Origin of the sequence: Klebsiella sp. JN_Kp127 (assembly GCF_040062505.1) — a bacterium.
GTDB lineage: Bacteria > Pseudomonadota > Gammaproteobacteria > Enterobacterales > Enterobacteriaceae > Klebsiella > Klebsiella quasipneumoniae.
This window is the reverse complement of sequence record NZ_JBEAHS010000032.1, coordinates 166431-189681: the sequence shown is the minus strand read 5'-3', so window position 1 is coordinate 189681 and position 23251 is coordinate 166431. Positions and strand designations below refer to the sequence as shown.

25 protein-coding genes are annotated in these 23251 nt (G+C 60.7%); 17 read left to right on the top strand and 8 right to left on the bottom strand.

Features of this window, described 5'->3' with window-relative positions; genetic code table 11:
• From ABLV04_RS10575 to ABLV04_RS10555, 5 genes are all read left to right on the top strand, one after another.
• Positions 1–816, top strand: a complete 816-nt coding sequence (locus ABLV04_RS10575; RefSeq protein ID WP_023289996.1) for an ABC transporter permease — start codon at positions 1–3, stop codon at positions 814–816.
• Positions 817–842: 26 nt separating this feature from the next.
• Positions 843–2264: an FAD-binding oxidoreductase gene (locus ABLV04_RS10570; RefSeq protein ID WP_180265616.1), complete on the top strand. Its 1422-nt coding sequence runs from the start codon at positions 843–845 to the stop codon at positions 2262–2264.
• 386 nt (positions 2265–2650) lie between these two features.
• Complete coding sequence (locus ABLV04_RS10565; RefSeq protein ID WP_048298683.1) at positions 2651–3127, top strand: hypothetical protein; 477 nt, start codon at positions 2651–2653, stop codon at positions 3125–3127.
• A gap of 83 nt (positions 3128–3210) precedes the next feature.
• Entirely contained in the window at positions 3211–3549 is a 339-nt protein-coding gene (locus ABLV04_RS10560) for a hypothetical protein (RefSeq protein WP_227666015.1), read from the top strand.
• 41 nt (positions 3550–3590) lie between these two features.
• Positions 3591–3890, top strand: a complete 300-nt coding sequence (locus tag ABLV04_RS10555) for a hypothetical protein (protein ID WP_180265615.1) — start codon at positions 3591–3593, stop codon at positions 3888–3890.
• A gap of 90 nt (positions 3891–3980) precedes the next feature.
• Here ABLV04_RS10555 and chrA read toward each other — a convergent pair whose 3' ends face one another.
• From chrA to ABLV04_RS10535, 4 genes are all read right to left on the bottom strand, one after another.
• A complete protein-coding gene (gene chrA / locus ABLV04_RS10550) occupies positions 3981–5348 on the bottom strand; it encodes a chromate efflux transporter (RefSeq protein WP_180265614.1) in 1368 nt (455 codons plus the stop codon).
• Complete coding sequence (locus ABLV04_RS10545; RefSeq protein ID WP_180265613.1) at positions 5317–6276, bottom strand: chromate resistance protein ChrB domain-containing protein; 960 nt, start codon at positions 6274–6276, stop codon at positions 5317–5319. The genes chrA and ABLV04_RS10545 overlap by 32 nt, the downstream gene beginning before the upstream one ends.
• 129 nt (positions 6277–6405) lie before the next feature.
• Positions 6406–7599 (bottom strand): MFS transporter, encoded by a 1194-nt coding sequence (locus ABLV04_RS10540; RefSeq protein ID WP_257394939.1) that lies wholly within the window; start codon positions 7597–7599, stop codon positions 6406–6408.
• Positions 7600–7797: 198 nt separating this feature from the next.
• Positions 7798–8034, bottom strand: a complete 237-nt coding sequence (locus ABLV04_RS10535) for a tautomerase family protein (RefSeq protein ID WP_004202976.1) — start codon at positions 8032–8034, stop codon at positions 7798–7800.
• Positions 8035–8094: 60 nt separating this feature from the next.
• Here ABLV04_RS10535 and ABLV04_RS10530 point away from each other — a divergent pair, with 60 nt between their 5' ends.
• A complete protein-coding gene (locus tag ABLV04_RS10530) occupies positions 8095–8556 on the top strand; it encodes a helix-turn-helix domain-containing protein (protein ID WP_023290003.1) in 462 nt (153 codons plus the stop codon).
• A gap of 253 nt (positions 8557–8809) precedes the next feature.
• Entirely contained in the window at positions 8810–10027 is a 1218-nt protein-coding gene (locus ABLV04_RS10525; RefSeq protein ID WP_348815692.1) for an MFS transporter, read from the top strand.
• 60 nt (positions 10028–10087) lie between these two features.
• Here ABLV04_RS10525 and ABLV04_RS10520 read toward each other — a convergent pair whose 3' ends face one another.
• Positions 10088–10996: a DUF535 family protein gene (locus tag ABLV04_RS10520; protein ID WP_348815690.1), complete on the bottom strand. Its 909-nt coding sequence runs from the start codon at positions 10994–10996 to the stop codon at positions 10088–10090.
• A 289-nt stretch (positions 10997–11285) separates the two neighbouring features.
• Here ABLV04_RS10520 and ABLV04_RS10515 point away from each other — a divergent pair, with 289 nt between their 5' ends.
• A complete protein-coding gene (locus ABLV04_RS10515) occupies positions 11286–11426 on the top strand; it encodes a hypothetical protein (RefSeq protein ID WP_002908189.1) in 141 nt (46 codons plus the stop codon).
• Between the two features lie 45 nt (positions 11427–11471).
• Here ABLV04_RS10515 and ABLV04_RS10510 read toward each other — a convergent pair whose 3' ends face one another.
• Positions 11472–12362, bottom strand: a complete 891-nt coding sequence (locus ABLV04_RS10510; RefSeq protein ID WP_348815688.1) for a LysR family transcriptional regulator — start codon at positions 12360–12362, stop codon at positions 11472–11474.
• Positions 12363–12502: 140 nt separating this feature from the next.
• On the opposite strand from ABLV04_RS10510, the gene ABLV04_RS10505 reads away from it, so the two are divergent.
• The 6 genes from ABLV04_RS10505 to ABLV04_RS10480 are packed head-to-tail and all read left to right on the top strand — an operon-like array spanning position 12503 to position 18227.
• Positions 12503–13210 (top strand): CoA transferase subunit A, encoded by a 708-nt coding sequence (locus ABLV04_RS10505; protein WP_048297675.1) that lies wholly within the window; start codon positions 12503–12505, stop codon positions 13208–13210.
• Position 13211: 1 nt separating this feature from the next.
• Positions 13212–13868, top strand: coding sequence for a CoA transferase subunit B (locus tag ABLV04_RS10500; protein ID WP_048297676.1), 657 nt, complete (start codon positions 13212–13214; stop codon positions 13866–13868).
• Positions 13869–13877: 9 nt separating this feature from the next.
• A complete protein-coding gene (locus tag ABLV04_RS10495) occupies positions 13878–15059 on the top strand; it encodes an acetyl-CoA C-acetyltransferase (RefSeq protein WP_180249942.1) in 1182 nt (393 codons plus the stop codon).
• A gap of 11 nt (positions 15060–15070) precedes the next feature.
• Positions 15071–15994: a 3-hydroxyacyl-CoA dehydrogenase family protein gene (locus tag ABLV04_RS10490; RefSeq protein WP_348815685.1), complete on the top strand. Its 924-nt coding sequence runs from the start codon at positions 15071–15073 to the stop codon at positions 15992–15994.
• A 44-nt stretch (positions 15995–16038) separates the two neighbouring features.
• On the top strand, positions 16039–17433 hold the full coding sequence (locus ABLV04_RS10485) for a GntP family permease (RefSeq protein WP_348815683.1): 1395 nt from the start codon (positions 16039–16041) through the stop codon (positions 17431–17433).
• A gap of 23 nt (positions 17434–17456) precedes the next feature.
• Positions 17457–18227 (top strand): 3-hydroxybutyrate dehydrogenase, encoded by a 771-nt coding sequence (locus ABLV04_RS10480; protein WP_023290011.1) that lies wholly within the window; start codon positions 17457–17459, stop codon positions 18225–18227.
• A gap of 19 nt (positions 18228–18246) precedes the next feature.
• Here the strand turns inward: ABLV04_RS10480 and ABLV04_RS10475 are convergent, their stop codons facing one another.
• Positions 18247–19119 (bottom strand): LysR family transcriptional regulator, encoded by an 873-nt coding sequence (locus ABLV04_RS10475; RefSeq protein WP_004145376.1) that lies wholly within the window; start codon positions 19117–19119, stop codon positions 18247–18249.
• 106 nt (positions 19120–19225) lie between these two features.
• Here ABLV04_RS10475 and budA point away from each other — a divergent pair, with 106 nt between their 5' ends.
• The 3 genes from budA to ABLV04_RS10460 are packed head-to-tail and all read left to right on the top strand — an operon-like array spanning position 19226 to position 22488.
• A complete protein-coding gene (budA, locus tag ABLV04_RS10470; RefSeq protein WP_002908205.1) occupies positions 19226–20005 on the top strand; it encodes an acetolactate decarboxylase in 780 nt (259 codons plus the stop codon).
• 9 nt (positions 20006–20014) lie between these two features.
• Positions 20015–21694 carry an acetolactate synthase AlsS gene (gene alsS, locus ABLV04_RS10465; protein WP_023290012.1) on the top strand — a complete coding sequence of 560 codons (1680 nt, stop codon included), beginning with the start codon at positions 20015–20017 and terminating at the stop codon, positions 21692–21694.
• A gap of 23 nt (positions 21695–21717) precedes the next feature.
• Positions 21718–22488 carry a (S)-acetoin forming diacetyl reductase gene (locus ABLV04_RS10460; protein WP_004151179.1) on the top strand — a complete coding sequence of 257 codons (771 nt, stop codon included), beginning with the start codon at positions 21718–21720 and terminating at the stop codon, positions 22486–22488.
• Between the two features lie 177 nt (positions 22489–22665).
• On the opposite strand, the gene ABLV04_RS10455 is transcribed toward ABLV04_RS10460, so the two are convergent.
• The gene (locus tag ABLV04_RS10455; protein ID WP_117136046.1) at positions 22666–23202 is read right to left on the bottom strand and encodes a GNAT family protein; all 537 of its coding nucleotides are present in this window, start codon (positions 23200–23202) and stop codon (positions 22666–22668) included.
• Positions 23203–23251 lie beyond the last annotated feature (49 nt).

Genomic DNA, 23251 nt, shown 5'->3' with positions numbered 1-23251 from the left:
ATGAAGACCACAACCTCAACGCCGTGGATCCAGCATCCGCGTTTTCTCAAAATTCTCTATCCGACCCTCGTCGCGGTGGCGGTGGTGCTCCTCTGGCAGGGCGCGGTAAGCTATTTCCGCATCCCGGCTTTTCTGGTGCCGTCGCCGCTGGTGATGCTGGACAGCCTGTGGACGCATCTCACGCCGCTGCTGCTGGCGCTGCTGTTCACCCTCAAGATCACCCTGATCTCGTTTCTGCTGTCGATTGTCATCGGCGCCGCCGTGGCGTTTATCCTGGTGCAGAACCGCTTTGTGGAGACCGCCCTGTTTCCCTACATCGTGTTTTTGCAGGTGACGCCGATCGTCGCCATCGCCCCGCTGATCATCATCTGGGTAAAGGACGCCACCCTCTCGCTGGTGGTGTGCGCCACCCTGATGGCGGTCTTCCCTATCATCTCCAATACCACCCAGGGACTGCGCAGCGTCTCCCCCGGCCTGCTGAGCTATTTCCGCCTCAATCACGCCAGCCGCTGGCAAACGCTGGTGCGGCTGCGTATCCCCTCGGCGCTGCCCTATTTCTTCGGCGCGCTGCGTATTTCCAGCGGGCTGTCGCTGATTGGCGCGGTGGTGGCGGAGTTTGTCGCCGGCACTGGCGGGACCAATACCGGGCTGGCCTATCAGATCCTGCAGGCCGGCTACCAGCTGGATATCCCGCTGATGTTTGCCGCGCTGCTGCTGATCTCTCTCGCCGGGATCGCGCTGTTCGGCGTGATGTCCTGGGTCTCGCGCCGGGCGCTCAGCGCCTGGCATGAAAGCGAAGCCGTGCAATCTCATTAATGTTTTGCTGACGAACAGGAAAAAGAATGATGACTGATGAACAGCGTCAACAAGCGGTCGCGGCGATCCAGCAGGCACTCCCGGCGCTGGAGTGGACCCTGCAGCCGGCGAAACTCAAACGGCTTTCCCGCGATTTTCACTGGTTCAGTCCGGTACTCGCCGAGCAGCTGGCGGGAAAACAGGCGGACGCGGTGGTTCGCCCGCGCGATGAAGAGGAGCTGCGCCAGCTGGTCGCCGCCTGCGCGCAGCATCAGCTGCCGCTGACCTTGCGCGGCAGCGCCACCGGCAACTATGGACAGCTGGTCCCTCTCGAAGGAGGGATGCTGGTGGATATGACCGGGCTCAACCAGATCGTCGCCCTCGGCAACGGCACGGTGAGGGCTCAGGCCGGCATTCGCCTGGCGGACATCGAAACCGCCGCCCGCCCGACGGGCTGGGAGCTGCGCTGTATGCCGTCGACCTACCGCCTGGCGAGCCTGGGCGGCCTTTACGGCGGCGGGTTCGGCGGCATCGGCTCCATCAACTATGGGCCGCTGGCGGCGCCCGGCAATGTGCTCAGCGTCAAAGTGATGACCGTCGAGCCGGTCCCTCGCGTACTGACCGTCCCGGCACCCGAAGCGCTGCTGCTGCATCATGCCTACGGCACCAACGGCATCATTCTTGAGGTTGAGCTGGCGCTGGCTCCCGCGCACCAGTGGATAGAACGCCTGGACGTGTTTGACGATTTCGCCGATGCCCTGAACTATGCCAACGCCTGCGTCCGCTCGCCGGGGCTGGTGAAGCGCCAGGTCGCGCTGCTGGCCACCCCGATCGCTAACTATTTTAGCCACCTCAACGATCGTTACCGCGCCGGGCAGCATGCGGTTATCAGCCTGATCGCCGAAGAGAGCGAAGGCGTGTGCGCCAGCCTGTTACAGCGCCATCGCGGGGCCAACGCCATCCGCCAGGCCAGCGATGAGGCCCGGGCGCGCAATGGCTCGTTAATGGAATACTGCTGGAACCACACCACTCTGCATGCGCTCAAGGTGGACAATACGCTGACCTATCTGCAGACCGCGTTTGATCCGCAGCGCTATCCGCAGCAAATTTTACAGATGGAACAGCATTTCGCCGGGGAGGTGATGTCTCATATTGAATTTCTGCGCGATATCGAAGGCAACCTCACCGCCAGCGGTCTGCAGCTGGTGCGCTATACCACGCCCGAACGTCTCAACGCGATCATGCAGATATTTCGCGATAACGACGTCAAAATTAACAACCCCCACGTGCTGCAGGTTGAGGACGGCAAACAAGGGGTGATTCGCCCTGACGTGGTGGCGGTGAAACAATCTCTCGACCCGGCGGGATTGCTTAACCCCGGCAAGCTGCGCGGCTGGGCGCTGCGCGACCAGCTGGAACTGGACAGCAACCCGCTGGCGCGGGCCACCCGCGAAACTCCCGCGACCTGATCGCCCCGCTCCGCGTGCAGGCTAACGCGGAGCGGGCCCGTTTCTCTTCCCCCTGCCCGCACGGCGAGTTTTTTTACGCCACTCATTCATATGAATGAGTGGCGTCTCTGTTTCCTCCGTTATACTCATCAAAAAAGCGACGATAAATTTATTATCGCGGGTTAAATTCACGGTTCAATATTGCTCTCGAGTTAAATTGTCATTTCTGGCAGGTACTGGCAAATAGTTTATTATTCGCGATCATTAAACTATCACTTGCCCCTTGCCTACCTGAACAATAAAAAATGACCGTGAAACTTACCCGCCAGGAATTATTCCTGTGCAGTAAACACTTGTTAAAAACGTTGTCATTTATTTTTATTCAACACAGAAATAGTGAGGGTGATATGAGCGATGCCATTTCTTCGCAACTTGAAAACATCATTACGATGCTGATCGCCATTAGTATCGCCTCGGAAAGAGTGGTAGAGATTATTAAAGGGTATTTTCCCTGGCTTAATCTGGAAAAGCAGTATCCCGTCATAGAAGGAAAACGCAAATCTGCCCTGCAGCTATTAGCGGTGGTGGCCGGAATTGTGACGGCGTTTTTGACGCAACCTTTCGTCGCCGGCAGTTTTTCGGCCTTTAAACACCCGGATCTGATGACATTATGTATTGGCTTGATGGCGAGCGGCGGGTCTGCGTTCTGGAACGCTATCCTTAATTATCTTTTGCAAGTGAAGAACCTGAAGAAGCAACAAGTCAACAGCGTGAAAGCGGATGCAGTAGTCGATCCTCTCCCCCCATCTCCGGTTTATCAGGACATGGTTCCTGGCGCAGAACCGGTCAGCTCAAACCCCTGTTTCAATCCGGAGGGTAACTAACATGGTATGGCGTGTCGCAAAGAGTTTGCTGATACTCAGAGATCAGATAAATCAATATGCTCCGCACCGCAATAAGGCCAGCGATGGCACCATTGGTGATGAACATCATGCCCACACCAACTCGGCAGGTGTTGGATGGAAATATTGGTGTGGTTACGGCTATCGATATTACGCACGATCCCGCACAGGGGTGTGATGCTCAGGCGATTGTCAATGCACTGGTCGACAGCAAAGACAAACGAATTAAATACATTATCTGGAACAAACATATTATTAGCGCTTCTGTCCAGCCATGGGTATGGCGCGATTACCATGGCGCCAGCCCGCACGATAAGCATTTCCACTTATCCGTAATGCCGGTGAAAGCGCTGTACGATTACACCTTACCGTGGCTTTTCTTTAAGCCACAAACCTGGAAGTAAAAATGAGTTAATCCTCTTTCTCCTGTTACTACGAGGCTAACATGACACAACAAACTGATATTGAGAAAATAAAAGCGGCACTCAACGCCATCGAAGAACTCGAACAGATTGCCCGTTCAACGCAGCCAGCCGATATAAAGAATTTTTGCGTGGAATATAACAAAACATGGAAAAAGAAAGTGGATGCCGCGCTGGCGCTGCTTGACGGAACTACGGGCTCACTGCTTGTTAAGTTCGTTCCGTACTTACCCATGCTGCTAATGATTATTAAGATGCTTAAAGAAGGAGTTGAACAATATTGTCAATTGCATCTCGCGGTGGAGCCTCCCGTAGATAAATAAGTGCTCCCCATCCGGCCAGGGCCTGCACAGGCACTGGCCTCCTTCCCCACTCCCCCATCTATCCAGGTCTATCTCAGCCCGACGCCGACCTTATCCTGCGCCGGACAGTCCCGCCATATGGACGATAAGGCCCACCGCGGCGGCGGCGGCCAGCACCCAGGTCAGCTTCCACTTATAGCGAAACAGCAGCCCGGCGGCGGCGAGAGCAATGGCCGCAGACCATGGGTCGAAACCGGACGGTCCCCAGACGCTATGCCAGATAAAAAACAGCGCCAGATTCAGGATAACGCCCACCACCGCGGCGGTAATGGCGGTCAACGGCGCGGTAAATCCCACTTTATTATGCGTGGTTTCAATAAACGGCCCGCCGGCGAGAATAAAGATAAACGAGGGCAAAAAGGTAAACCATGTCACCAGACACGCCGCCGCGATGCCCCCCAGCAGTACATCATCAACGCCCAATACCGCTTTGGTGTAGCCGCCGACAAACCCGACAAAGGTCACCACCATGATCAACGGCCCGGGGGTGGATTCCCCAAGGGCGAGGCCGTCCATCATCTGCCCTGCGGTCAGCCAGCCATAGTGGGTCACCGCCCCCTGGTAAACGTAAGGCAGGACGGCATATGCACCGCCAAAGGTCATCAGGGCGGCTTTGGTAAAGAACCAGCTCATCTGGGTCAGCGGATGCGCCCAGCCCAGCATTAGCGTCAGGGCGGCCATCGGCACCAGCCACAGCAGCATCCCGGCGATCAGTACCTGGGCGGTACGCCGCCAGCTGAAAATGGCATGGGCCGGGATCGGCGTCGCGTCATCAATGATGGCGGCCCCGCCGGGGTGACTCTGCGCACGGTGGGCGTCCGCTTTGCCGAATGTCGCCGGCGCCATCCGTCCGCCGATAAACCCGACGATCGCCGCGGTCAGGACGATCAGCGGAAAAGGAACGTTCAGCGCAAAAATAGCGACAAAGGCAGCGGCGGCGATGGCCCAGTAGGCGCCATTTTTCAGCGCCCGCGAGCCGATGCGGTGCGCCGCCTGCAGCACGATCGCCGCCACGGCGGGTTTGATGCCATAAAAAATCCCCGCCACCACCGCGACATCCCCCCAGACGAGGTAGATCCACGCCAGCGCGATGAGTAACGCCAGCGAGGGCAAAATAAACAGCACCCCGGCGATGACGCCTCCCCAGGTTTTATGCATCAGCCAGCCGATATAGGTCGCCAGCTGCTGCGCCTCCGGGCCGGGCAGGACCATACAAAAGTTGAGCGCGTGCAGGAATCGTCCTTCCGAGATCCAGCGGCGGTTATCCACCAGCTCCTGGTGCATCATGGCGATCTGCCCGGCAGGCCCGCCGAAGCTGATAAAGCCGAGCTTCAGCCAGAAGCGAAATGCCTGCCAGAAGGAGACGGAGGCGACGAAGGAAGGACTGTCACTCTGCGGAAGAACGACCGTTTTGCTCATGATTGCCAGACCTCATTTCACAGGACTTCAGTAAGCCGTCGAACAGCGAGCAGGCTGTCGCCAGCAGTTGGTCATCGTCCGTAATGGTTTCCCGCAGCCCTGCAAGCACACTCTCCACTCCCGCCGCCTCCGGGGTCGGTACCCCACCGACGTCCAGGAAGTGGATAAGCTGCCCCAGGCTGTCGGGGATCACCGCTTCCAGCGCAAAGCGCCGGACCAGTACTTCAAAGGTAACCAGCGTGCCGACGTGGCTGAACGGCGCCCTGTCAAAATCAAAGCCGACCGCCGTCGCCGGACAGGCCTCGGGCGCGGAAAGCCACAGGAACCGCGCCTCGTCGTCGATAAAGCGCCGGATAAGCCAGGCGCTGGCCAGACGATCGACCCACGGGCGTCGGCGGGTGGCCCACAGCCGGCCGCGGAAGGCGCCTCTGTCCAGGAGGCTCAGTTCGCCCGCAACCGACTGCGGCTCGTCCGGCGATAGCCGCTGATTAATTGCCTGCTCGATAGTGGCCAGTCGCTCAGCGGCTTGCTCCCGGGCGGCCCCCGGAAAGAAATCAATCGCCTCGATCCGCCGGTAGTCACGCTGAATTTTACGCAGCTGCTTCAGCTGAACCGCCAGTCCGTCGGCGGATACCGCCCCCTGCAGCGCCTGCAGATCCTGCAACAGCGCGTCGTACTGTTCGCGGCGATCGAACAGCGGCCTGAGCGCCTCTTCTTCCGCTGCCTCAATCGTAAAAACATACCCGGTCCCCCCTTCCGCGCGGATCGCCTGGCAGGCACTGAGGAAGGTGTCATAGCCCTGGCGCACATCGGGCAGCAGATAGACCCCGTCGCGCAGGACCGCCGCCCCGCTCTGCTTCAGGGTTCGCCAGACACGCATGCGCAGCGTGGCTTGAGACGTCGTCAGGTTAAGGATCAAGAGATGCATTGTCATGCTGTAGAGATTACTACAGCATGTAGCGTATGTGACGTTTTTACGCGCGCGGGGTAAGATGAATTTCAGCAATGCATAGCCGAAAAGCGCAAAAAGACGGCCCGCGCAGCGGCAGACCTGGCGCTAAGCGTGGGGTGGCGATAAGGGGCGCAGCGGCAGGGTGAACAGCGCCAGCCCCACCGGCACCAGGGAGCCCCACAGCACCGCGTTCCAGCCGAAGGCGTTGAGCAGAACGCCGGACGAAAACGAACCCACGATCATCACGCCGAAGACCAGAAAATCGTTGAGCGACTGCACCTGGGTCTTCTCTTCCGGGCGGTGGAAATCGATGATTTTCGCCGAGGCGCCGGTGAAGCCAAAGTTCCAGCCGATGCCGAGCAAAATCAGCGACAGCCAGTAATGATATACCCCGACGCCGCTGAGACCGACCGCCACCGACGCGCCGGTGATCAGCAATCCCGCCGCCGCCATGCGCACGGCGCCGAAGCGCTGGATCAACCGGCCGGTGACAAATCCCGGGCCGTACATCGCCATCACATGCCACTGGATCCCGAGGTTGGCGGCCTGCTGGGAAAGACCGTGCATATGCATGGAGAGCGGCGCGGCGGTCATCAGAAAATTCATCACCATATAGGCCACCGCCCCGCTGAACACCGTGGTGGCGAAGCCCGGCTGGCGGATAATCTCGCGCAGCGGCCGCCCTCCGCGCACGCTGGCCGCCGCGGGCTCTGCCGACGTCACGCCTGCCAGCAGAATGGCGGCGAGCGCCGCCACCAGCGCCTGAGCGAGAAAGGTGAAGGCGAAGGTATGGGTCGGCCAGAGGTGCATGGTGCCGGTGACCAACATCGGGCCAATGATCCCGGCGGCCACGCCGCCGCCCATCACCAGCGACAGCGCGCGGGCGCGACGTTCCGGAGCGACGCCGTCGGTGGCGGCAAAGCGAAAACTGAGCGCCACCGCGGCATAGGCGCCGCCGAGCATCGCGGCGAAGCAAAACAGCAGAAAAGAGCCCAGCACCACCGCCAGAGCGGCCGCCAGACCGGTGACCACCCCGGCGCCGGTACCGGCCATAAACGCGGCTTTGCGGCCCCGCTTTCGCGCCAGCGCGCCGAAAGGCAAAATAGAGGCCGCCATCCCCAGCACAAACAGGGTGATCGGCAGCGTGGCCAGCGACGGGCTGGGGGCGAGGGTATTGCCGACGATAGCGCCGGTGGCGTAGAACACCACCGAGTTGGCGCCGGCCAGCGCCTGAGCGGCGGCCAGGCGGATGATATTTTTATTCTGCGCCGCCAGCGGCAGCATCTGTTCTGTAGACATCCGTTGTTTTCACCGGTGTGAGAGTGGCGCCAGGCTGGCCGTCTGGCATCGCGCCCTGTTTGTTGGGTTCCCTGACCGTTACCTTAGCCGCAAAATACGCTTTTGCACCATAGCGAATAGCAATATTACCCGGCGATCTGACTCCTCTTCTGCGCCAGATCGCCGGGCCGGGCTTCACAGCCCGGTTTATTCAGGGGATCAGTCGCGCCGCGCCGCGGCGAATTTAGCCGCAATCATCGCGGCCGTCGGCTGAACGCCCCCCAGGCTCCACTGTTCCGGGTCATGTTCATCAATGCGGATCCATACCGACTGGCGGAACTGCGGATCGCCCTGCCCCTCAATCTCCACCAGCAGATCGGTCATCCGCCGCAGCAGCTCACTTTTCTGTTCCGCGGTCATGATCCCTTTAATGGTTTGCACGTTAACAAATGGCACGCTATGCTCCTTCGCAGCTAAGTCTAAAATTCAAACTCAGAGTAGAAGGTCAATCTCGCGATGTCAAAAAATAAATCACTGCCCTACCTCGATCCGGAGCTGTGCGGCCTGGCGGAAGGAGCCAAAATACTCGGCGACCGCTGGGTGCTGCTGATCCTCCGCGAGGCGTTTTACGGTGTGACGCGCTTTGAAACGATGCAGACGCATACCCATATCACCCGCCAGACGCTCACCACCCGGTTGAAAACGATGACCGAAATGGGATTGCTCCGCAAAGTCCCCTACCGGGAAGCGGGGGCTCGCGAGCGCTATGAATATGTTCTCACCGATAAAAGCCGTAGCCTGGCGCTGGTGCTGTTCGCCCTGATGGAATGGGGCCACCAGCAGGTGCTGCACAGCGCGCCGCATATTGCGCTGGTGGACAGCGTCAGCGGCGAGGCCGTCCATCCGGGGTTCGTCACCGCCAGCGGCAGCGTGGCGAATCCCGCCGCGCTGCAGATCGTTAAAGCAGACGAACGCTGATAGCCCCGCGGCGCAGGCTGCGGCGCGGTTGCCCCGTTACAGAACTTTCGTAGACCTCTAGCGGAAGCCGCGACGAGCAGGTATGTTGCATTGCCACGTTACCCGAAGACAGCGGGACATTTTGCTTTCATCGAACGGTGCGATAAAGGATGACGCTCTCTGCCGGGTCCGATCCCGACCATTATCCGTGGCGCACGCCATGACCGCCCTGGTCCGCCGCTGATCCGCGGATCGCTCATGCTAAAGGTAGAAAATGTCGCTTCGTTCACTGCGGGCTTTATGTTTGACCAGCTTCTTTATCGCCGACGTTCGCGACGGCCTCGGGCCGTTTCTGGGGATCTTTCTCACCCAGCGTCACTGGCAGGCGGAGGATATCGGCCTGTTGATGACCATCGGCGGCGTTGCTGGCCTGCTGGCGACCCTGCCCGCCGGCTTCATCACCGACACCTCGCGGCATAAGCGCGTGCTGCTGGCCGTGGTCTGCCTGGTGATAACCCTGACCACCCTGCTGCTCTGGTTCAGTCAGAAGACCAGCGTGGTGGCGCTTTCGCAAGTCGCCAGCGGGATCTGCGCGGCCTTTGTCGGACCGTTAATCGCCGGGATCACCCTTGGGCTGACCCGACAGCGCGGCTTTAGCGCCCAGATGGGCAAAAACGAAGCCTTCAACCACGCGGGGAATTTCTTCACCGCGCTGATTGCCGGGGCCATCGCCTGGTACTGGGGGATCGGCGGTATTTTCATTCTGATGGCCGGTACCACCCTGTTCACCCTCATCGCCCTGCTGGCGATCCGCGGCAGCGATATCGACGATGACGCCGCCCGCGGCCTCGAGTCGGCCGTCCCGCCCGCGCTGCCTGGGTTTGCCATCCTGTTCCGCCATACGCCGCTGCTGATCGCCGGCGTGACCCTGATGCTGTTCCATCTCGCCAACGCCGCGCTGTTGCCGATGCTGAGCATGCGGATCGCCGCCGCGCCGGGACACCTCAATCCGGGGCTGTTTGCCGCCGCCACGGTAATTATTTCGCAGGCGGTGATGATCCCGGTGGCCATTCGGGTCGCCGGCAGCATCGAGAAATATGGTTACTGGCGATGCATTCTGCTGGCGCTGCTGATCATGCCCATCCGCGCGGCGCTGGCGGCCTCCAGCGACGCCCCGGCGATGATGGTCCCGGTGCAAATTCTTGATGGTCTGGCGGCAGGGATTTTGGGGGTGGCGGTGCCCAGCTTTATCGTCTCGCTGCTGCGCGGCAGCGGGCACGTCAACGCCGGACAGAGCGTGGTGATGCTGATGCAGGGGGCCGGGGCGGCAATGAGTCCGGCGTTAACCGGCGCTATCGCCGGACGCTACTCCTTTGCCACCGCCTTCGGGGTGCTGAGCGTTATCGCGCTGGTCGCGCTGATGGTGTGGTGGCGTAGCGCCCCGCTGCTCGCCGCCTCCGCGTCGCCGCCGGTCGGCGAAAGCGGCCAGTAAAGAGAGGATATCGTCAGGCGGACAACAGCCCCCTGCTGTCCGCCTGACGTATAAGAGGCGTTAATTCACCCGCGAACGCAAGGTGATTTGCCGCAGGGCGTTGGCCATATCGAGCTGAATCAGCTCTTTAATGCCTTCGCGCTTAATAAACTGGCTGCGGTGTTTACTCTTCACCTCTTCAATACTTTTTTTGATCTCTTGCGCCGGCAGTTTATACCAGCCGCGAGCCTGTTTCTCACCGCCCATTTCCAGCCACAGCGATGAGTAACTGGCTTTCAGCAGATCGCTTTTCACGTGGTAATCGGAATCGATCGCGTAGACCGTGGTGATGTTGAAATAGCCTAAGAAACCATACAGCACGCTCATGATGATATTTTTCGGCCGCGCGCCATGCAGCTCTTTGGTCAGCGCCTTCACCTCTTCGTTGGTGATATCTTTTCCGCCCTGAATACCGCCGATATAGGCGCGGCCATCGTCGGTACAGGAAAAACAGACGCTATAGACGCGACGGTCGCCGAGAAACAGCTGCAGCATCAGTTCACCCTCCTCCTGAAACGGCGACGCCAGCAGCTTAACGTCAAGCTTATCGCCATTTTTCAAAGGGATAGCAAACATCGCCCGGCCAAAATCCGCCACGGTATAGAGCTGCGGCAGCACATCCGGCTGAAATGTTTTCTCGATAAAATTCAGCGAACCGTGGGCAATATCCAGCTTGCGCCGTTTTGACATCCGTTTATTAAGATAGGCCTTAAAGGGTTTATCCTCGAAAGGCACCAGCCCCTGGGTTACGGCGGTCAACCGCGCGCACTGATATTTGGCGCAAAGTCCTTGATATTCTCTGTACTTACCTCCTGCGAGCGAGAGCTCTCTGCATTTTCGTAAAATTTTTTTATAGTTTATTTTGACCTGACCGATCACTTTATTATGTTTACGCCATTCTTTGATGGCGCCTGCAACAGTATGTCCCATTGATTAAGATCCATAGATTCATCCATAATCGCGGCCATATTAACATAAAAGATATTCGTCAACGCTTAATTACACCTTCGTTGTCCTTTCATTTAATATTGCGGCAGGAAATTGTTCTGCCGACGATAATTAAAATTAACGCCATCCTGTCAACGATTAATTATGGTAGGTGATGCCCGCCGCCCAGCGACTTAACGCTCTGTGCGTTCGGCGCGAAGCGCGGGTACATCCGCGGGCGGTTTTACCCTATACTTGACGCTGATCCAAAATCAGCAACGATAGGTAACTTATGGAAATTGATCTCGACAACCTGGTCTTCAGCGGCCTGGATGAAGCGGAAGAGCGCAACGCGGAGCGTCTGGAAGAAGCGGACAAAAAAGCCCAGGCGATCGTTGCCGATGACGATTGCGGCGACGCCTGCAAAATCTGATTATCAAACCGGCCCGCGGGCCGGTTTTTTTTGCCTCCCGCCCCCTCAGCTGGGTAAATACCCTTTCAGCGTATCCAGCAGCGCCTGCGCCGCCTTCGACAGCGGCAGATGTCCGGCATAAATCGCCCCAACGCACTTTTCAATCGGCGGATCGCTAAGCGGAATGCACACCGCCCCCAGCGAGGCCATCTGCGTTTTGCATAGCGCTGGCACCGCGCTGCCCCCCAGCCCGCTGGCCACCATTCTCCCCACCGTCACCAGCTGATGGCTCTCCAGGGCCACGTCCAGCTGACGCCCGCTGCGCGCCAGCGCCTCCTCCAGCATCAGGCGCACCGCCGAAGGGCGCTGGAGGGTAATAAAGTCGAGGGTTAACAGCTCCTGCCAGGTGAGCTTTTTTTTCTTCGCCAGCGGCGATTGCCGGGGAACGATCGCCACGAAGCGGTCCACCGCCAGCGGGGTAAACAGCAGGTTGTGGCTGGGCGATGGCTCGAAAGCGATACCCATTTCCACCCGCCCCTCGCGCACCATCTCGATCACCTGCTCATTTATCACGTCATGCACCGTGACGTTCACCCCGGCATAGCGGTCGCGGAAGGCTTTCAGCGCCTCCGGCAGAACGTTGGCGGCGAACGACGGCATCGCGGCGACCGAGATTTTGCCCCGCTGCAGGGTAAAGCTCTGACGCATCGCCTCCTCGACGTTATCCCAGTCGGCCAGCAGCTGACGGGCCATCGGCAGAAAGAGTTCCCCCTCCTGGGTGAGGGTCACTTTGCGGGTGCTGCGCTGCAGCAAGGCGCCCCCCAGCGCCTCCTCCAACCCTTTGATGGTCAGGCTGAGAGCTGGCTGCGACAGATTCAGCCTTTCGCTGGCGTGGGCGAAATTGAGAGTGTGAGCTACCGCTAAAAACGCGCGTAACTGTTTGACACTCATTCTCATTTTTCATCCTGTTAACTAATTGAAAGAAATTAGTTAACAGGAAATTAATAAAATTTCCAAATGAGTGGGTCACAAATTCAAAATTATCAAATCAGTCGCCAGCGCCAATGATAAGGCTATCGCAAGGCAGGAGAGACAAGATGGCAGGACTGGATAAACGCGTCGCCAGCTACGAAGCGGCGCTGGAAGGGTTAACGGACGGCATGACGCTGCTCGCCGGCGGCTTCGGCCTGTGCGGTATACCCGAAAATTTGATCGCCGAAGTGAAGCGCCGCCAGGTGGAGGGGTTGACGGTGGTTTCCAACAACTGCGGCGTCGACGGCTTCGGTCTCGGCATGCTGCTGGAATCGCGCCAGGTCAGCAAAGTGGTGGCCTCTTACGTCGGGGAAAACGCGCTGTTTGAACAGCTGGTGCTGAGCGGCGAGCTGGCGGTAGAGCTCACCCCGCAGGGAACGCTGGCGGAAAAAATCCGCGCCGGCGGCGCCGGGATCCCCGGCTTTTACACCGCTACCGGCTATGGCACCCCGGTCGCCGAAGGCAAAGAGGTGCGCCAGTTCGACGGTAAAAATTACATTCTCGAACAGGCCATTCGCGGCGATTTCGCCCTCGTGAAGGGCTGGAAAGCTGACTGGTACGGCAACGTGGTTTACCGCCACACCGCGCAGAATTTCAACCCGCTGATGGCCACCGCCGGGCGCATTACGGTGGTGGAGGTGGAAGAGATCGTGCCGCCGGGCGAACTGCCGCCCTCCGCCATTCACACCCCGGGGATCTATGTCGACCGGCTGATCGTCGGGCAATTCGAAAAACGTATTGAACAGCGCACCCTGCGCGGCGGAGGGCACTGAGATGCTAACCCGTGAACAAATGGCGATGCGCGTCGCCCAGGAGCTGCGCGACGGCGACTACGTCAACCTCGGGATCGGTATCCCGACGCTGGTGGCCAACTATATCCCCGCCGGTATTGAAGTGATGCTCCAGTCGGAGAACGGCCTGCTGGGGATGGGCGAATTTCCCGATGAGGAAACCATCGACGCCGACATGATTAACGCCGGCAAACAGACCGTCACCGCGCAAACCGGGGCGGCGATCTTCGATTCCGCCCAGTCGTTCGCCATGATCCGCGGCGGCCACGTCGATCTTACGGTTCTTGGCGCCTTTGAGGTCGACGTCGCGGGGAATATCGCCTCGTGGATGATCCCAGGGAAAATGGTTAAGGGGATGGGCGGCGCCATGGACCTGGTGGCCGGCGCGCAGAACATCATCGCGGTCATGACCCACGCCTCAAAGAACGGCGAATCCAAACTGCTGCCGCAGTGCACCCTGCCGCTCACCGGCGTGGGCTGCATTCGCCGGGTGCTCACCGACCTGGCCCTGCTGGACATTGTCGACGGGGCGTTTGTCCTGCGCGAAGTGGCTCCGGGGGTCAGCCCCGACGAGGTGATGCGTAAAACAGCGGGACGGCTGATCGTCGCCGACGACGTGCGCGAAATGCGCTTCAGCTAAGGAGAGACCATGACCGATATTGCCATTGTTGCTGCAGTACGCACCCCGGTCGGCAGCTTTCGCGGCGCCTTCGCCCCGCTTTCCGCCGTCGACCTCGGCGCGACGGTGGTGCGCAGCCTGCTTGAACGCTGCCAGCTGCCCGCCGCGGCGGTCGATGAACTGATTTTCGGCCAGGTGCTCACCGCCGGCTGCGGGCAGAACCCGGCGCGCCAGACCGCGCTGCGGGCCGGCCTGCCGGTGGACACCCCGGCGGTCACCGTCAATCTGGTGTGCGGCTCCGGGTTGAAAGCGGTTCAGCAGGCGGTGCAGGCGATCCGCTGCGGCGACGCCGGGATCGTTATCGCCGGCGGCCAGGAGAGCATGAGCAATGCTCCCTATCTGATGCACGGCGCCCGCGACGGCCTGCGTTTCGGCCACGCCAGCCTGCAGGACAGCATGATCCAGGACGGCCTGTGGGACGCCTTTAACGACTACCACATGGGCATTACCGCCGAGAACCTCGCCGATGCCTTCGATATCAGCCGCGAGCGCCAGGACGCCTTCGCCGCCAGCTCCCAGCGCAAAGCGGCGGCCGCTATCGCCGCCGGACGCTTTCGCGAGGAGATCGTCCCGGTCAGCGTTCCGCAGGGCAAAAAGCCGCCGCGTGTCGTGACCGACGATGAACAACCGCGCCCGGAGACCAGCGAGCAGCAGCTGGCCCAGCTGCGCCCGGCGTTTCGCCCGGCTGACGGCAGCGTCACCGCCGGGAATGCCTCATCCCTGAACGACGGCGCCGCGGCGGTCCTGCTGATGAGCGTCGATAAAGCGCGCGAGCTTGGGCTGCCGGTGCTGGCGCGCATCGTCAGCGCGGCGGTCGCCGGGGTCGACCCGTCGGTGATGGGCATCGGCCCGGTGAGCGCCTGCCGCAAAGCGCTGCAGCGCGCCGGCTGGACGCTGGACGAGGTGGATCTTATCGAAGCCAACGAGGCCTTTGCCGTCCAGGCGCTGGCCGTCGGTCAGCTGCTCGAATGGGACAGCGAGAAGGTCAACGTCAACGGCGGCGCCATCGCCCTGGGCCATCCCATCGGCGCCTCCGGCTGCCGGATCCTCGTCAGCCTGGTGCATGAGATGCAGCGCCGGGGCGCCGGTAAAGGGCTGGCCACCCTGTGCGTCGGCGGCGGCCAGGGCATCGCCATGACCCTTCAACGTTAACAGGAGCCACTATGTTTACACCACGTCTGGCGGTACTCGGCGCGGGACTGATGGGCGTCGGCATCGCCTGTCATTTCGCCCGTCACGGTCACGCCGTCCGCCTGTATGACACCGATCCGCAACGTCTTGCCGAGGTGCCCACGGTGGCCGGGGCGATCCTGCGCGAGCTGGAGGCGAGCGGTCAGCAGGATCCCGCCGACCGCGACGCCGTGCTGAGCCGTTTAATCCCCACCCCGGCGCTGCAGGCGCTGGCCGATGCCACGCTGCTGATTGAAGCGATCCCCGAACGGCTGGCGCTGAAGCACGCCCTGTATGCCGAACTGGAAACGCTGATCGCCGACGAGGCGATTATCGCCAGCAACACCAGCGGCCTGCCGCCGGATCGGCTGGCGCAGGGCATGCGCCTTCCGGAACGCCTGCTGATCGCCCATTTCTGGCATCCGCCGCACCTGATCCCGCTGGTGGAAGTGGTGCCCGGGAGCGCCACGCTGCCCCATCTGGCGCGCCAGGTAAGCGACTTTTGCGCCGGCTGCGCGCTGGAAGCGGTGGTGCTCAACCGCGCCGCGCCGGGCTTTGTCGGCAACCGACTGCAGTTCGCCCTGCTGCGCGAAGCGCTGCACATCGTCCACAGCGGCATCGCTTCCCCGGAGGTGGTGGACCAGGTGATGCGCGCCTCGCTGGGCCGTCGCTATGCGATGGTCGGCCCGCTGGAGGCGGCGGACATGACCGGCCTGGCGACGGTCCAGGATATCTGCCAGCACCTGCTGCCAGAGCTGGCCAGAGGTACGGAGATGATGTCGCTGGTGGCGGAGAAAGTGGCGCAAGGCGACACCGGCGCCCGCAGCGGGCAAGGCTTTTACCGCTGGGACGAGGCGCGGCGCCAGCGCATCCAGTCGCGCCGGGAACACCAGCTGCGCTTCGCCCTGAAACCCTAGTATCGCGTTCTGTACCCCTACAATAACAATGAGAGTGAGACGTCGTGATGAGTGTGATAATAGCCCTGGCCGCGCTGGCGTTACTGATGCTGGCAGCCTACCGTGGATACAGCGTGATCCTCTTTGCGCCGATCGCCGCCCTCGGCGCGGTGCTGCTCACCGACCCGGGAGCGGTCGGCCCGGCCTTTACCGGCCTGTTTATGGAAAAAATGGTCGGCTTTGTGAAGCTCTATTTCCCGGTGTTTCTGCTGGGCGCCGTGTTCGGCAAGCTGATTGAGCTGTCGGGATTCTCACGGTCGATTGTCGCCGCCGCCATCCGCATCCTCGGCCGCCGCCACGCGATCCCGGTGATCGTGTTGGTGTGCGCCCTGCTGACCTACGGCGGGGTGTCGCTGTTTGTGGTGGCCTTTGCCGTTTACCCTTTCGCCGCCGAGCTGTTTCGCCAGAGCGGGATCCCCAAACGGCTGATCCCCGCCACCGTCGCCCTCGGCGCGTTCTCGTTTACCATGGACGCCCTGCCCGGCACGCCGCAGATCCAGAATATTATTCCCACCAGCTTCTTCGGCACCAACGCCTGGGCGGCCCCGTGGCTGGGGCTTATCGGCTCGCTGTTCATTATCCTCTTCGGTTTGCTGTGGCTGGAGCGCCAGCGCCGCAAAGCGCAGGCCAGCGGCGAAGGCTATGGGACCGATCTGCAAAATGAGCCGGAGACCCCGGATGACATCGACCTGCCGCATCCGCTGATCTCAATCGCCCCGCTGCTGCTGGTGGGGGTGCTGAATCTGCTGTTTACCCATTGGATCCCGCAATGGTACGGCGCCAGCCATGAGCTCACCCTGCCGGGTCTGGCGAAGCCTGTCGTCACCGAGGTGGGGAAAATCACCGCCATCTGGGCGGTGCAGGCAGCGCTGCTCTCCGGCATTGTGTTGGTGCTGGTCTGCGGCTATCGCAATATTCGCGGCCGGCTGGCGGAGGGGAGCCGGACGGCGGTGGGCGGGGCGATTCTCGCGGCAATGAACACCGCCTCTGAGTATGGCTTCGGCGCGGTTATCGCCGCCCTGCCGGGTTTCCTGGTGCTGTCGAAAGCCCTCGCGGCCATTCCCAATCCGCTGTTAAACGAGGCGATCAGCGTCACGGTGCTGGCCGGGATCACCGGCTCGGCCTCCGGGGGAATGAGCATCGCCCTGGCGGCGATGTCCGAGACCTTTGTCGCCGCCGCCCACGCCGCCAATATTCCGCTGGAGGTCCTGCACCGCGTCGCCGCCATGGCCAGCGGCGGCATGGACACCCTGCCGCATAACGGGGCGGTGATCACCCTGCTGGCGATCACCGGCCTGAGCCATCGCCAGGCCTACGGCGGCATTTTCGCCATCACGGTGATCAAAAGCCTCGCGGTGCTGTTTGTCATTGCCACGTTCTATGTGACCGGCATTGTCTGAGACCAGATTGAAGGAGTAATAAAATGAATTTAGACGGTAAAACGGCGCTGGTCACCGGCTCCACCAGCGGCATCGGCTTAGGGATCGCCAAAGTGCTGGCGCAGGCAGGCGCCCAGCTGGTGCTCAATGGCTTCGGCGACAGCAGCCACGCCCGGGCTGAAGTCGCCGCGCTGGGCAAGATCCCCGGCTATCACGACGCCGACCTGCGCGACGTCGGGCAGATCGAGGCGATGATGCGCTATGCCGAAAGCACCTTCGGCGGCGTCGATATCGTGATCAATAACGCCGGTATCCAGCACGTCGCCCCGGTGGAGCAGTTCCCGGTGGACAAATGGAACGACATCATCGCGATCAATCTCTCCAGCGTCTTCCACACCACCCGCCTGGCGCTGCCAGGCATGCGCCAGCGCGACTGGGGGCGCATCATCAACATTGCCTCAGTGCATGGCCTGGTGGCGTCGAAAGAGAAATCGGCCTATGTCGCCGCCAAGCACGCGGTGGTCGGTCTGACCAAAACCGTGGCCCTGGAAACCGCGCGCAGCGGCATCACCTGCAACGCCATCTGCCCCGGCTGGGTGCTGACCCCGCTGGTGCAGCAGCAGATCGATAAGCGCATCGCCGAAGGGGTCGACCCGCAGCAGGCCAGCGCGCAGCTGCTGGCGGAAAAACAGCCCTCCGGGGAGTTTGTCACCCCGCAGCAGCTGGGCGAAATGGCGCTGTTTCTGTGCAGCGACGCCGCCGCCCAGGTGCGCGGCGCGGCGTGGAACATGGACGGCGGCTGGGTGGCGCAGTAAACCGCAGGCGACGCGACGATCAGAACATCGCCAGAAAGCGTTTCACCGTGCGCGAGCGCTCGAAGCGCCGCCAGGCGATGGCGATATCGGTCTTCAGCGGCGCCCCGCTGAGCGGGTGATAGCTGACGTTCGGCTGTTGAATGCAGGTCATCGACTGCGGGACCAGCGCGAAGCCGAACCCGGCATTGACCATGCTCAGCGATGACGAAATCTGCGACGACTGCCAGGCGCGCTCCATATCGATGCCGGCGCGCAGGCAGCTGTTGTACACCAGCTCATACAGCCCCGGGGCCACCTCCCGCGGGAAGAGGATCGGCGCCACGTCGCGCAGCTGCTCCAGGGCCAGGGTCGGCTGCGTCGCCAGCGGGTTATCGCGCGGCAGCGCGATAACCATCGGCTCCTCATCGATAATCCGCAGATTAAAGGCTTTACTGCTCTCGCACGGCAGACGGACAAAGGCGATGTCCAGCTCGGCCTCGCTCAGGGCGGTCATCAGATTGGCCATATTGTCTTCCATCTGGTGCAGGGTCACCCCGGGGTGATCGAGCTGAAAACGGTGCAGCAGCGTGAAGATTTGCGGGTGGAAAGCATCAGAACTGGTAATGCCTAGCGACAGGCTGCCGTTCATCCCGCGGGCAATGCCCTTGGCCTTCTCCAGCGCCGCATCGCTCATGGCGAGGATCTGGCGGGCATCCTCATAGAACGACTCACCGGCCTCGGTGAGCTCCACCCCGCGGGTCAAACGCCGAAACAGCGGGGTCCCCACCTCGCGCTCAAGCCGCTGAATTTGCTGACTTAACGGAGGCTGTGAAATACCCAGTTCCTTGGCGGCCTGGGTGAAGTGCCGCGTCCTGGCGACGGCGACAAAATAGCGAAGATAACGAAGTTCCATATCGAAAACGTCTCAAACCAGCATGGTTTCTATATTGGAACTGTGAGCTGAATCGGGTCAACATTTATTTAACCTTTCTTATATTTGTTGAACGAGGAAGTGGTATATGAATCATTCTGCTGAATGCACCTGCGAAGAGAGTCTGTGCGAAACCCTGCGGGCGTTTTCCGCGCAGCATCCCGAGAGCGTGCTCTATCAGACATCGCTCATGAGCGCCCTGCTGAGCGGGGTTTACGAAGGCAGCACCACCATCGCAGACCTGCTGAAGCACGGCGATTTCGGTCTCGGCACCTTTAATGAGCTGGACGGGGAGCTGATCGCCTTCAGCAGTCAGGTCTATCAGCTGCGGGCCGACGGCAGCGCGCGCAAAGCCCAGCCGGAGCAGAAAACGCCGTTCGCGGTGATGACCTGGTTCCAGCCGCAATACCGGAAAACCTTCGACCATCCGGTGAGCCGCCAGCAGCTGCACGAGGTGATCGACCAGCAAATCCCCTCTGACAACCTGTTCTGCGCCCTGCGCATCGACGGCCATTTCCGCCATGCCCATACCCGCACCGTGCCGCGCCAGACGCCGCCGTACCGGGCGATGACCGACGTCCTCGACGATCAGCCGGTGTTCCGCTTTAACCAGCGCGAAGGGGTGCTGGTCGGCTTCCGTACCCCGCAGCATATGCAGGGGATCAACGTCGCCGGGTATCACGAGCACTTTATTACCGATGACCGCAAAGGCGGCGGTCACCTGCTGGATTACCAGCTCGACCACGGGGTATTGACCTTCGGCGAAATTCACAAGCTGATGATCGACCTGCCCGCCGACAGCGCGTTCCTGCAGGCCAATCTGCATCCCGATAATCTCGATGCCGCCATCCGTTCCGTAGAAAGTTAAGGGGGTCACATGGACAAACAGTATCCGGTACGCCAGTGGGCGCACGGCGCCGATCTCGTCGTCAGCCAGCTGGAAGCCCAGGGGGTACGTCAGGTGTTCGGCATCCCTGGCGCCAAAATCGACAAGGTATTCGACTCACTGCTGGATTCCTCCATTCGCATTATTCCGGTACGCCACGAAGCTAACGCCGCCTTTATGGCCGCCGCCGTCGGGCGCATTACCGGTAAAGCGGGCGTGGCGCTGGTCACCTCCGGTCCGGGCTGTTCCAACCTGATCACCGGTATGGCCACCGCCAACAGCGAAGGCGACCCGGTGGTGGCCCTGGGCGGCGCGGTGAAACGCGCCGATAAGGCCAAACAGGTCCACCAGAGTATGGATACGGTGGCGATGTTCAGCCCGGTGACGAAATACGCCGTCGAGGTGACCGCGCCGGACGCGCTGGCGGAAGTGGTCTCCAACGCCTTCCGCGCCGCCGAGCAGGGCCGGCCGGGCAGCGCTTTCGTCAGCCTGCCGCAGGATGTGGTCGATGGCCCGGTCAGCGGCAAAGTGCTGCCGGCCAGCGGGGCCCCGCAGATGGGCGCCGCGCCGGATGCCGCCATCGACCAGGTGGCGAAGCTTATCGCTCAGGCGAAGAACCCGATCTTCCTGCTCGGCCTGATGGCCAGCCAGCCGGAAAACAGCGCGGCGCTGCGCCGTTTGCTGGAGGCCAGCCATATTCCGGTCACCAGCACCTATCAGGCCGCCGGGGCGGTAAATCAGGATAACTTCTCTCGCTTCGCCGGCCGGGTCGGGCTGTTTAACAACCAGGCCGGGGACCGTCTGCTGCAGCTCGCCGACCTGGTGATCTGCATCGGCTACAGCCCGGTGGAATATGAACCGGCGATGTGGAACAGCGGCAACGCGACGCTGGTGCATATCGACGTCCTGCCCGCCTATGAAGAGCGCAACTATACCCCGGACGTCGAGCTGGTGGGCGATATCGCCGGCACCCTCAGCAAGCTGGCGCAAAATATCGATCGCCGGCTGGTGCTCTCCCCGCAGGCGGCGGAGATCCTCCGCGACCGCCAGCACCAGCGCGAACTGCTGGACCGCCGCGGCGCGCAGCTGAATCAGTTTGCCCTGCATCCGCTGCGTATCGTTCGCGCGATGCAGGATATCGTCAACAGCGACGTCACGCTGACCGTGGACATGGGCAGCTTCCATATCTGGATCGCCCGCTACCTTTACAGCTTCCGCGCCCGTCAGGTGATGATCTCCAACGGCCAGCAGACCATGGGCGTCGCCCTGCCCTGGGCCATCGGCGCCTGGCTGGTCAATCCTGAGCGCAAAGTGGTCTCCGTCTCCGGCGACGGCGGTTTCCTGCAGTCGAGCATGGAGCTGGAGACCGCCGTCCGCCTGAAAGCCAACGTGCTGCACCTGATCTGGGTCGATAACGGTTACAACATGGTGGCCATCCAGGAAGAGAAAAAATATCAGCGCCTGTCCGGCGTCGAGTTCGGGCCGATGGATTTTAAAGCCTATGCCGAGTCCTTCGGCGCCAAAGGGTTTGCCGTGGAAAGCGCTGAGGCGCTGGAGCCGACCCTGCGCGCGGCGATGGACGTCGACGGCCCGGCGGTAGTGGCCATCCCGGTGGATTATCGCGATAACCCGCTGCTGATGGGTCAGCTGCATCTGAGTCAGATTCTGTAAGTCATCACAATAAGGAAAGGAAAATGAAAAAAGTCGCACTTGTTACCGGCGCCGGCCAGGGGATTGGTAAAGCTATCGCCCTTCGTCTGGTGAAGGATGGATTTGCCGTGGCCATTGCCGATTATAACGACGCTACCGCCAAAGCGGTCGCCTCCGAAATCAACCAGGCCGGCGGCCGCGCCATGGCGGTGAAAGTGGATGTCTCCGACCGCGATCAGGTGTTTGCCGCCGTCGAACAGGCGCGCAAAACGCTGGGCGGCTTCGACGTCATCGTCAACAACGCCGGCGTGGCGCCGTCCACGCCGATCGAGTCTATTACCCCGGAGATTGTCGATAAAGTCTACAATATCAACGTTAAAGGGGTGATCTGGGGCATTCAGGCGGCGGTCGAGGCCTTTAAGAAAGAGGGTCACGGCGGGAAAATCATTAACGCCTGTTCCCAGGCCGGCCACGTCGGCAACCCGGAGCTGGCGGTGTATAGCTCCAGTAAATTCGCCGTACGCGGCTTAACCCAGACCGCCGCTCGCGACCTCGCGCCGCTGGGCATCACGGTCAACGGCTACTGCCCGGGGATCGTCAAAACGCCGATGTGGGCCGAAATTGACCGCCAGGTGTCCGAAGCTGCCGGTAAACCGCTGGGTTACGGTACCGCCGAGTTCGCCAAACGCATCACCCTCGGTCGTCTGTCCGAACCGGAAGATGTCGCCGCCTGCGTCTCCTATCTTGCCAGCCCGGATTCTGATTACATGACCGGTCAGTCATTGCTGATCGACGGCGGGATGGTATTTAACTAATAAATAATAAGCTCTGACATGGCTTGCCCCTGCTGATATGCAGGGGCTTTTTTTGGTTTGGGTGTGAGCATCGTGCAAAACGCAGCAACGATATTTGAAGGTCTCTGGCACGACGTGGGCAATCTGACTGGGTTGAAGGCCTGCTTTGAGCGAGGAGCATGTATTTTTCTTCACCCTCTACTTCGTCCATTCTTTATGCAGTAACGCATAGATGTATGTGTCGTCATACCTTGCCTTACCATCGTCGTTTTCAAAGGAGACAAACTCTTTAAAACAACCTTCCTGTCGCATATGCAAACGTTCACAGAGTTTTTGAGAGGCCAGGTTGTAAACTTCTACCCAGGCGTACAAACGTCTGGCACCTTTTACTTTAAATAAATAATCAAACAGTGCAGCAACTGACTCGCTTGCATATCCCTGATGTTCATAACGTTGATTAAAATGCCAGCCTACTGACCAGGTATTGCTGTCTGGCTCGTTGCTATTGTCCGCAAAAAGATGTCCGATTACGGTATCGGTTTCTTTTAGACAAACGGCATACTGTGCTGGGTCAGAGGCTCGTTTAGCCACGTCGACCTCTGCATCAGCGAGTGAATGTAACTTTTCATCCTTAAAGCAAGGAGTACGTGGTGAAGAGAGGTAATCGAAAAGTGCTGGCGCATCCTCTTTCTTAAAATGGCGAATGATTAACCTTTGCGTGGTAATAATGTTCATAATGTCCTTGAAAATGTAATGCCAGCCAGGTCAGCAAAAGTCTGTTTTA

Excerpts from the sequence above, each read along its gene's own strand:
- ABLV04_RS10575 (WP_023289996.1), top strand. The coding sequence starts at position 1 with ATGAAGACCACAACCTCAACGCCGTGGATCCAGCATCCGCGTTTTCTC.
- ABLV04_RS10570 (WP_180265616.1), top strand. The coding sequence starts at position 843 with ATGATGACTGATGAACAGCGTCAACAAGCGGTCGCGGCGATCCAGCAG.
- ABLV04_RS10565 (WP_048298683.1), top strand. The coding sequence starts at position 2,651 with ATGAGCGATGCCATTTCTTCGCAACTTGAAAACATCATTACGATGCTG.
- ABLV04_RS10560 (WP_227666015.1), top strand. The coding sequence starts at position 3,211 with ATGGCACCATTGGTGATGAACATCATGCCCACACCAACTCGGCAGGTG.
- ABLV04_RS10555 (WP_180265615.1), top strand. The coding sequence starts at position 3,591 with ATGACACAACAAACTGATATTGAGAAAATAAAAGCGGCACTCAACGCC.
- chrA (WP_180265614.1), bottom strand. The coding sequence starts at position 5,348 with ATGAGCAAAACGGTCGTTCTTCCGCAGAGTGACAGTCCTTCCTTCGTC.
- ABLV04_RS10545 (WP_180265613.1), bottom strand. The coding sequence starts at position 6,276 with ATGCATCTCTTGATCCTTAACCTGACGACGTCTCAAGCCACGCTGCGC.
- ABLV04_RS10540 (WP_257394939.1), bottom strand. The coding sequence starts at position 7,599 with ATGTCTACAGAACAGATGCTGCCGCTGGCGGCGCAGAATAAAAATATC.
- ABLV04_RS10530 (WP_023290003.1), top strand. The coding sequence starts at position 8,095 with ATGTCAAAAAATAAATCACTGCCCTACCTCGATCCGGAGCTGTGCGGC.
- ABLV04_RS10525 (WP_348815692.1), top strand. The coding sequence starts at position 8,810 with ATGTCGCTTCGTTCACTGCGGGCTTTATGTTTGACCAGCTTCTTTATC.
- ABLV04_RS10520 (WP_348815690.1), bottom strand. The coding sequence starts at position 10,996 with ATGGGACATACTGTTGCAGGCGCCATCAAAGAATGGCGTAAACATAAT.
- ABLV04_RS10515 (WP_002908189.1), top strand. The coding sequence starts at position 11,286 with ATGGAAATTGATCTCGACAACCTGGTCTTCAGCGGCCTGGATGAAGCG.
- ABLV04_RS10510 (WP_348815688.1), bottom strand. The coding sequence starts at position 12,362 with ATGAGAATGAGTGTCAAACAGTTACGCGCGTTTTTAGCGGTAGCTCAC.
- ABLV04_RS10505 (WP_048297675.1), top strand. The coding sequence starts at position 12,503 with ATGGCAGGACTGGATAAACGCGTCGCCAGCTACGAAGCGGCGCTGGAA.
- ABLV04_RS10500 (WP_048297676.1), top strand. The coding sequence starts at position 13,212 with ATGCTAACCCGTGAACAAATGGCGATGCGCGTCGCCCAGGAGCTGCGC.
- ABLV04_RS10495 (WP_180249942.1), top strand. The coding sequence starts at position 13,878 with ATGACCGATATTGCCATTGTTGCTGCAGTACGCACCCCGGTCGGCAGC.
- ABLV04_RS10490 (WP_348815685.1), top strand. The coding sequence starts at position 15,071 with ATGTTTACACCACGTCTGGCGGTACTCGGCGCGGGACTGATGGGCGTC.
- ABLV04_RS10480 (WP_023290011.1), top strand. The coding sequence starts at position 17,457 with ATGAATTTAGACGGTAAAACGGCGCTGGTCACCGGCTCCACCAGCGGC.
- ABLV04_RS10475 (WP_004145376.1), bottom strand. The coding sequence starts at position 19,119 with ATGGAACTTCGTTATCTTCGCTATTTTGTCGCCGTCGCCAGGACGCGG.
- budA (WP_002908205.1), top strand. The coding sequence starts at position 19,226 with ATGAATCATTCTGCTGAATGCACCTGCGAAGAGAGTCTGTGCGAAACC.
- alsS (WP_023290012.1), top strand. The coding sequence starts at position 20,015 with ATGGACAAACAGTATCCGGTACGCCAGTGGGCGCACGGCGCCGATCTC.
- ABLV04_RS10460 (WP_004151179.1), top strand. The coding sequence starts at position 21,718 with ATGAAAAAAGTCGCACTTGTTACCGGCGCCGGCCAGGGGATTGGTAAA.
- ABLV04_RS10455 (WP_117136046.1), bottom strand. The coding sequence starts at position 23,202 with ATGAACATTATTACCACGCAAAGGTTAATCATTCGCCATTTTAAGAAA.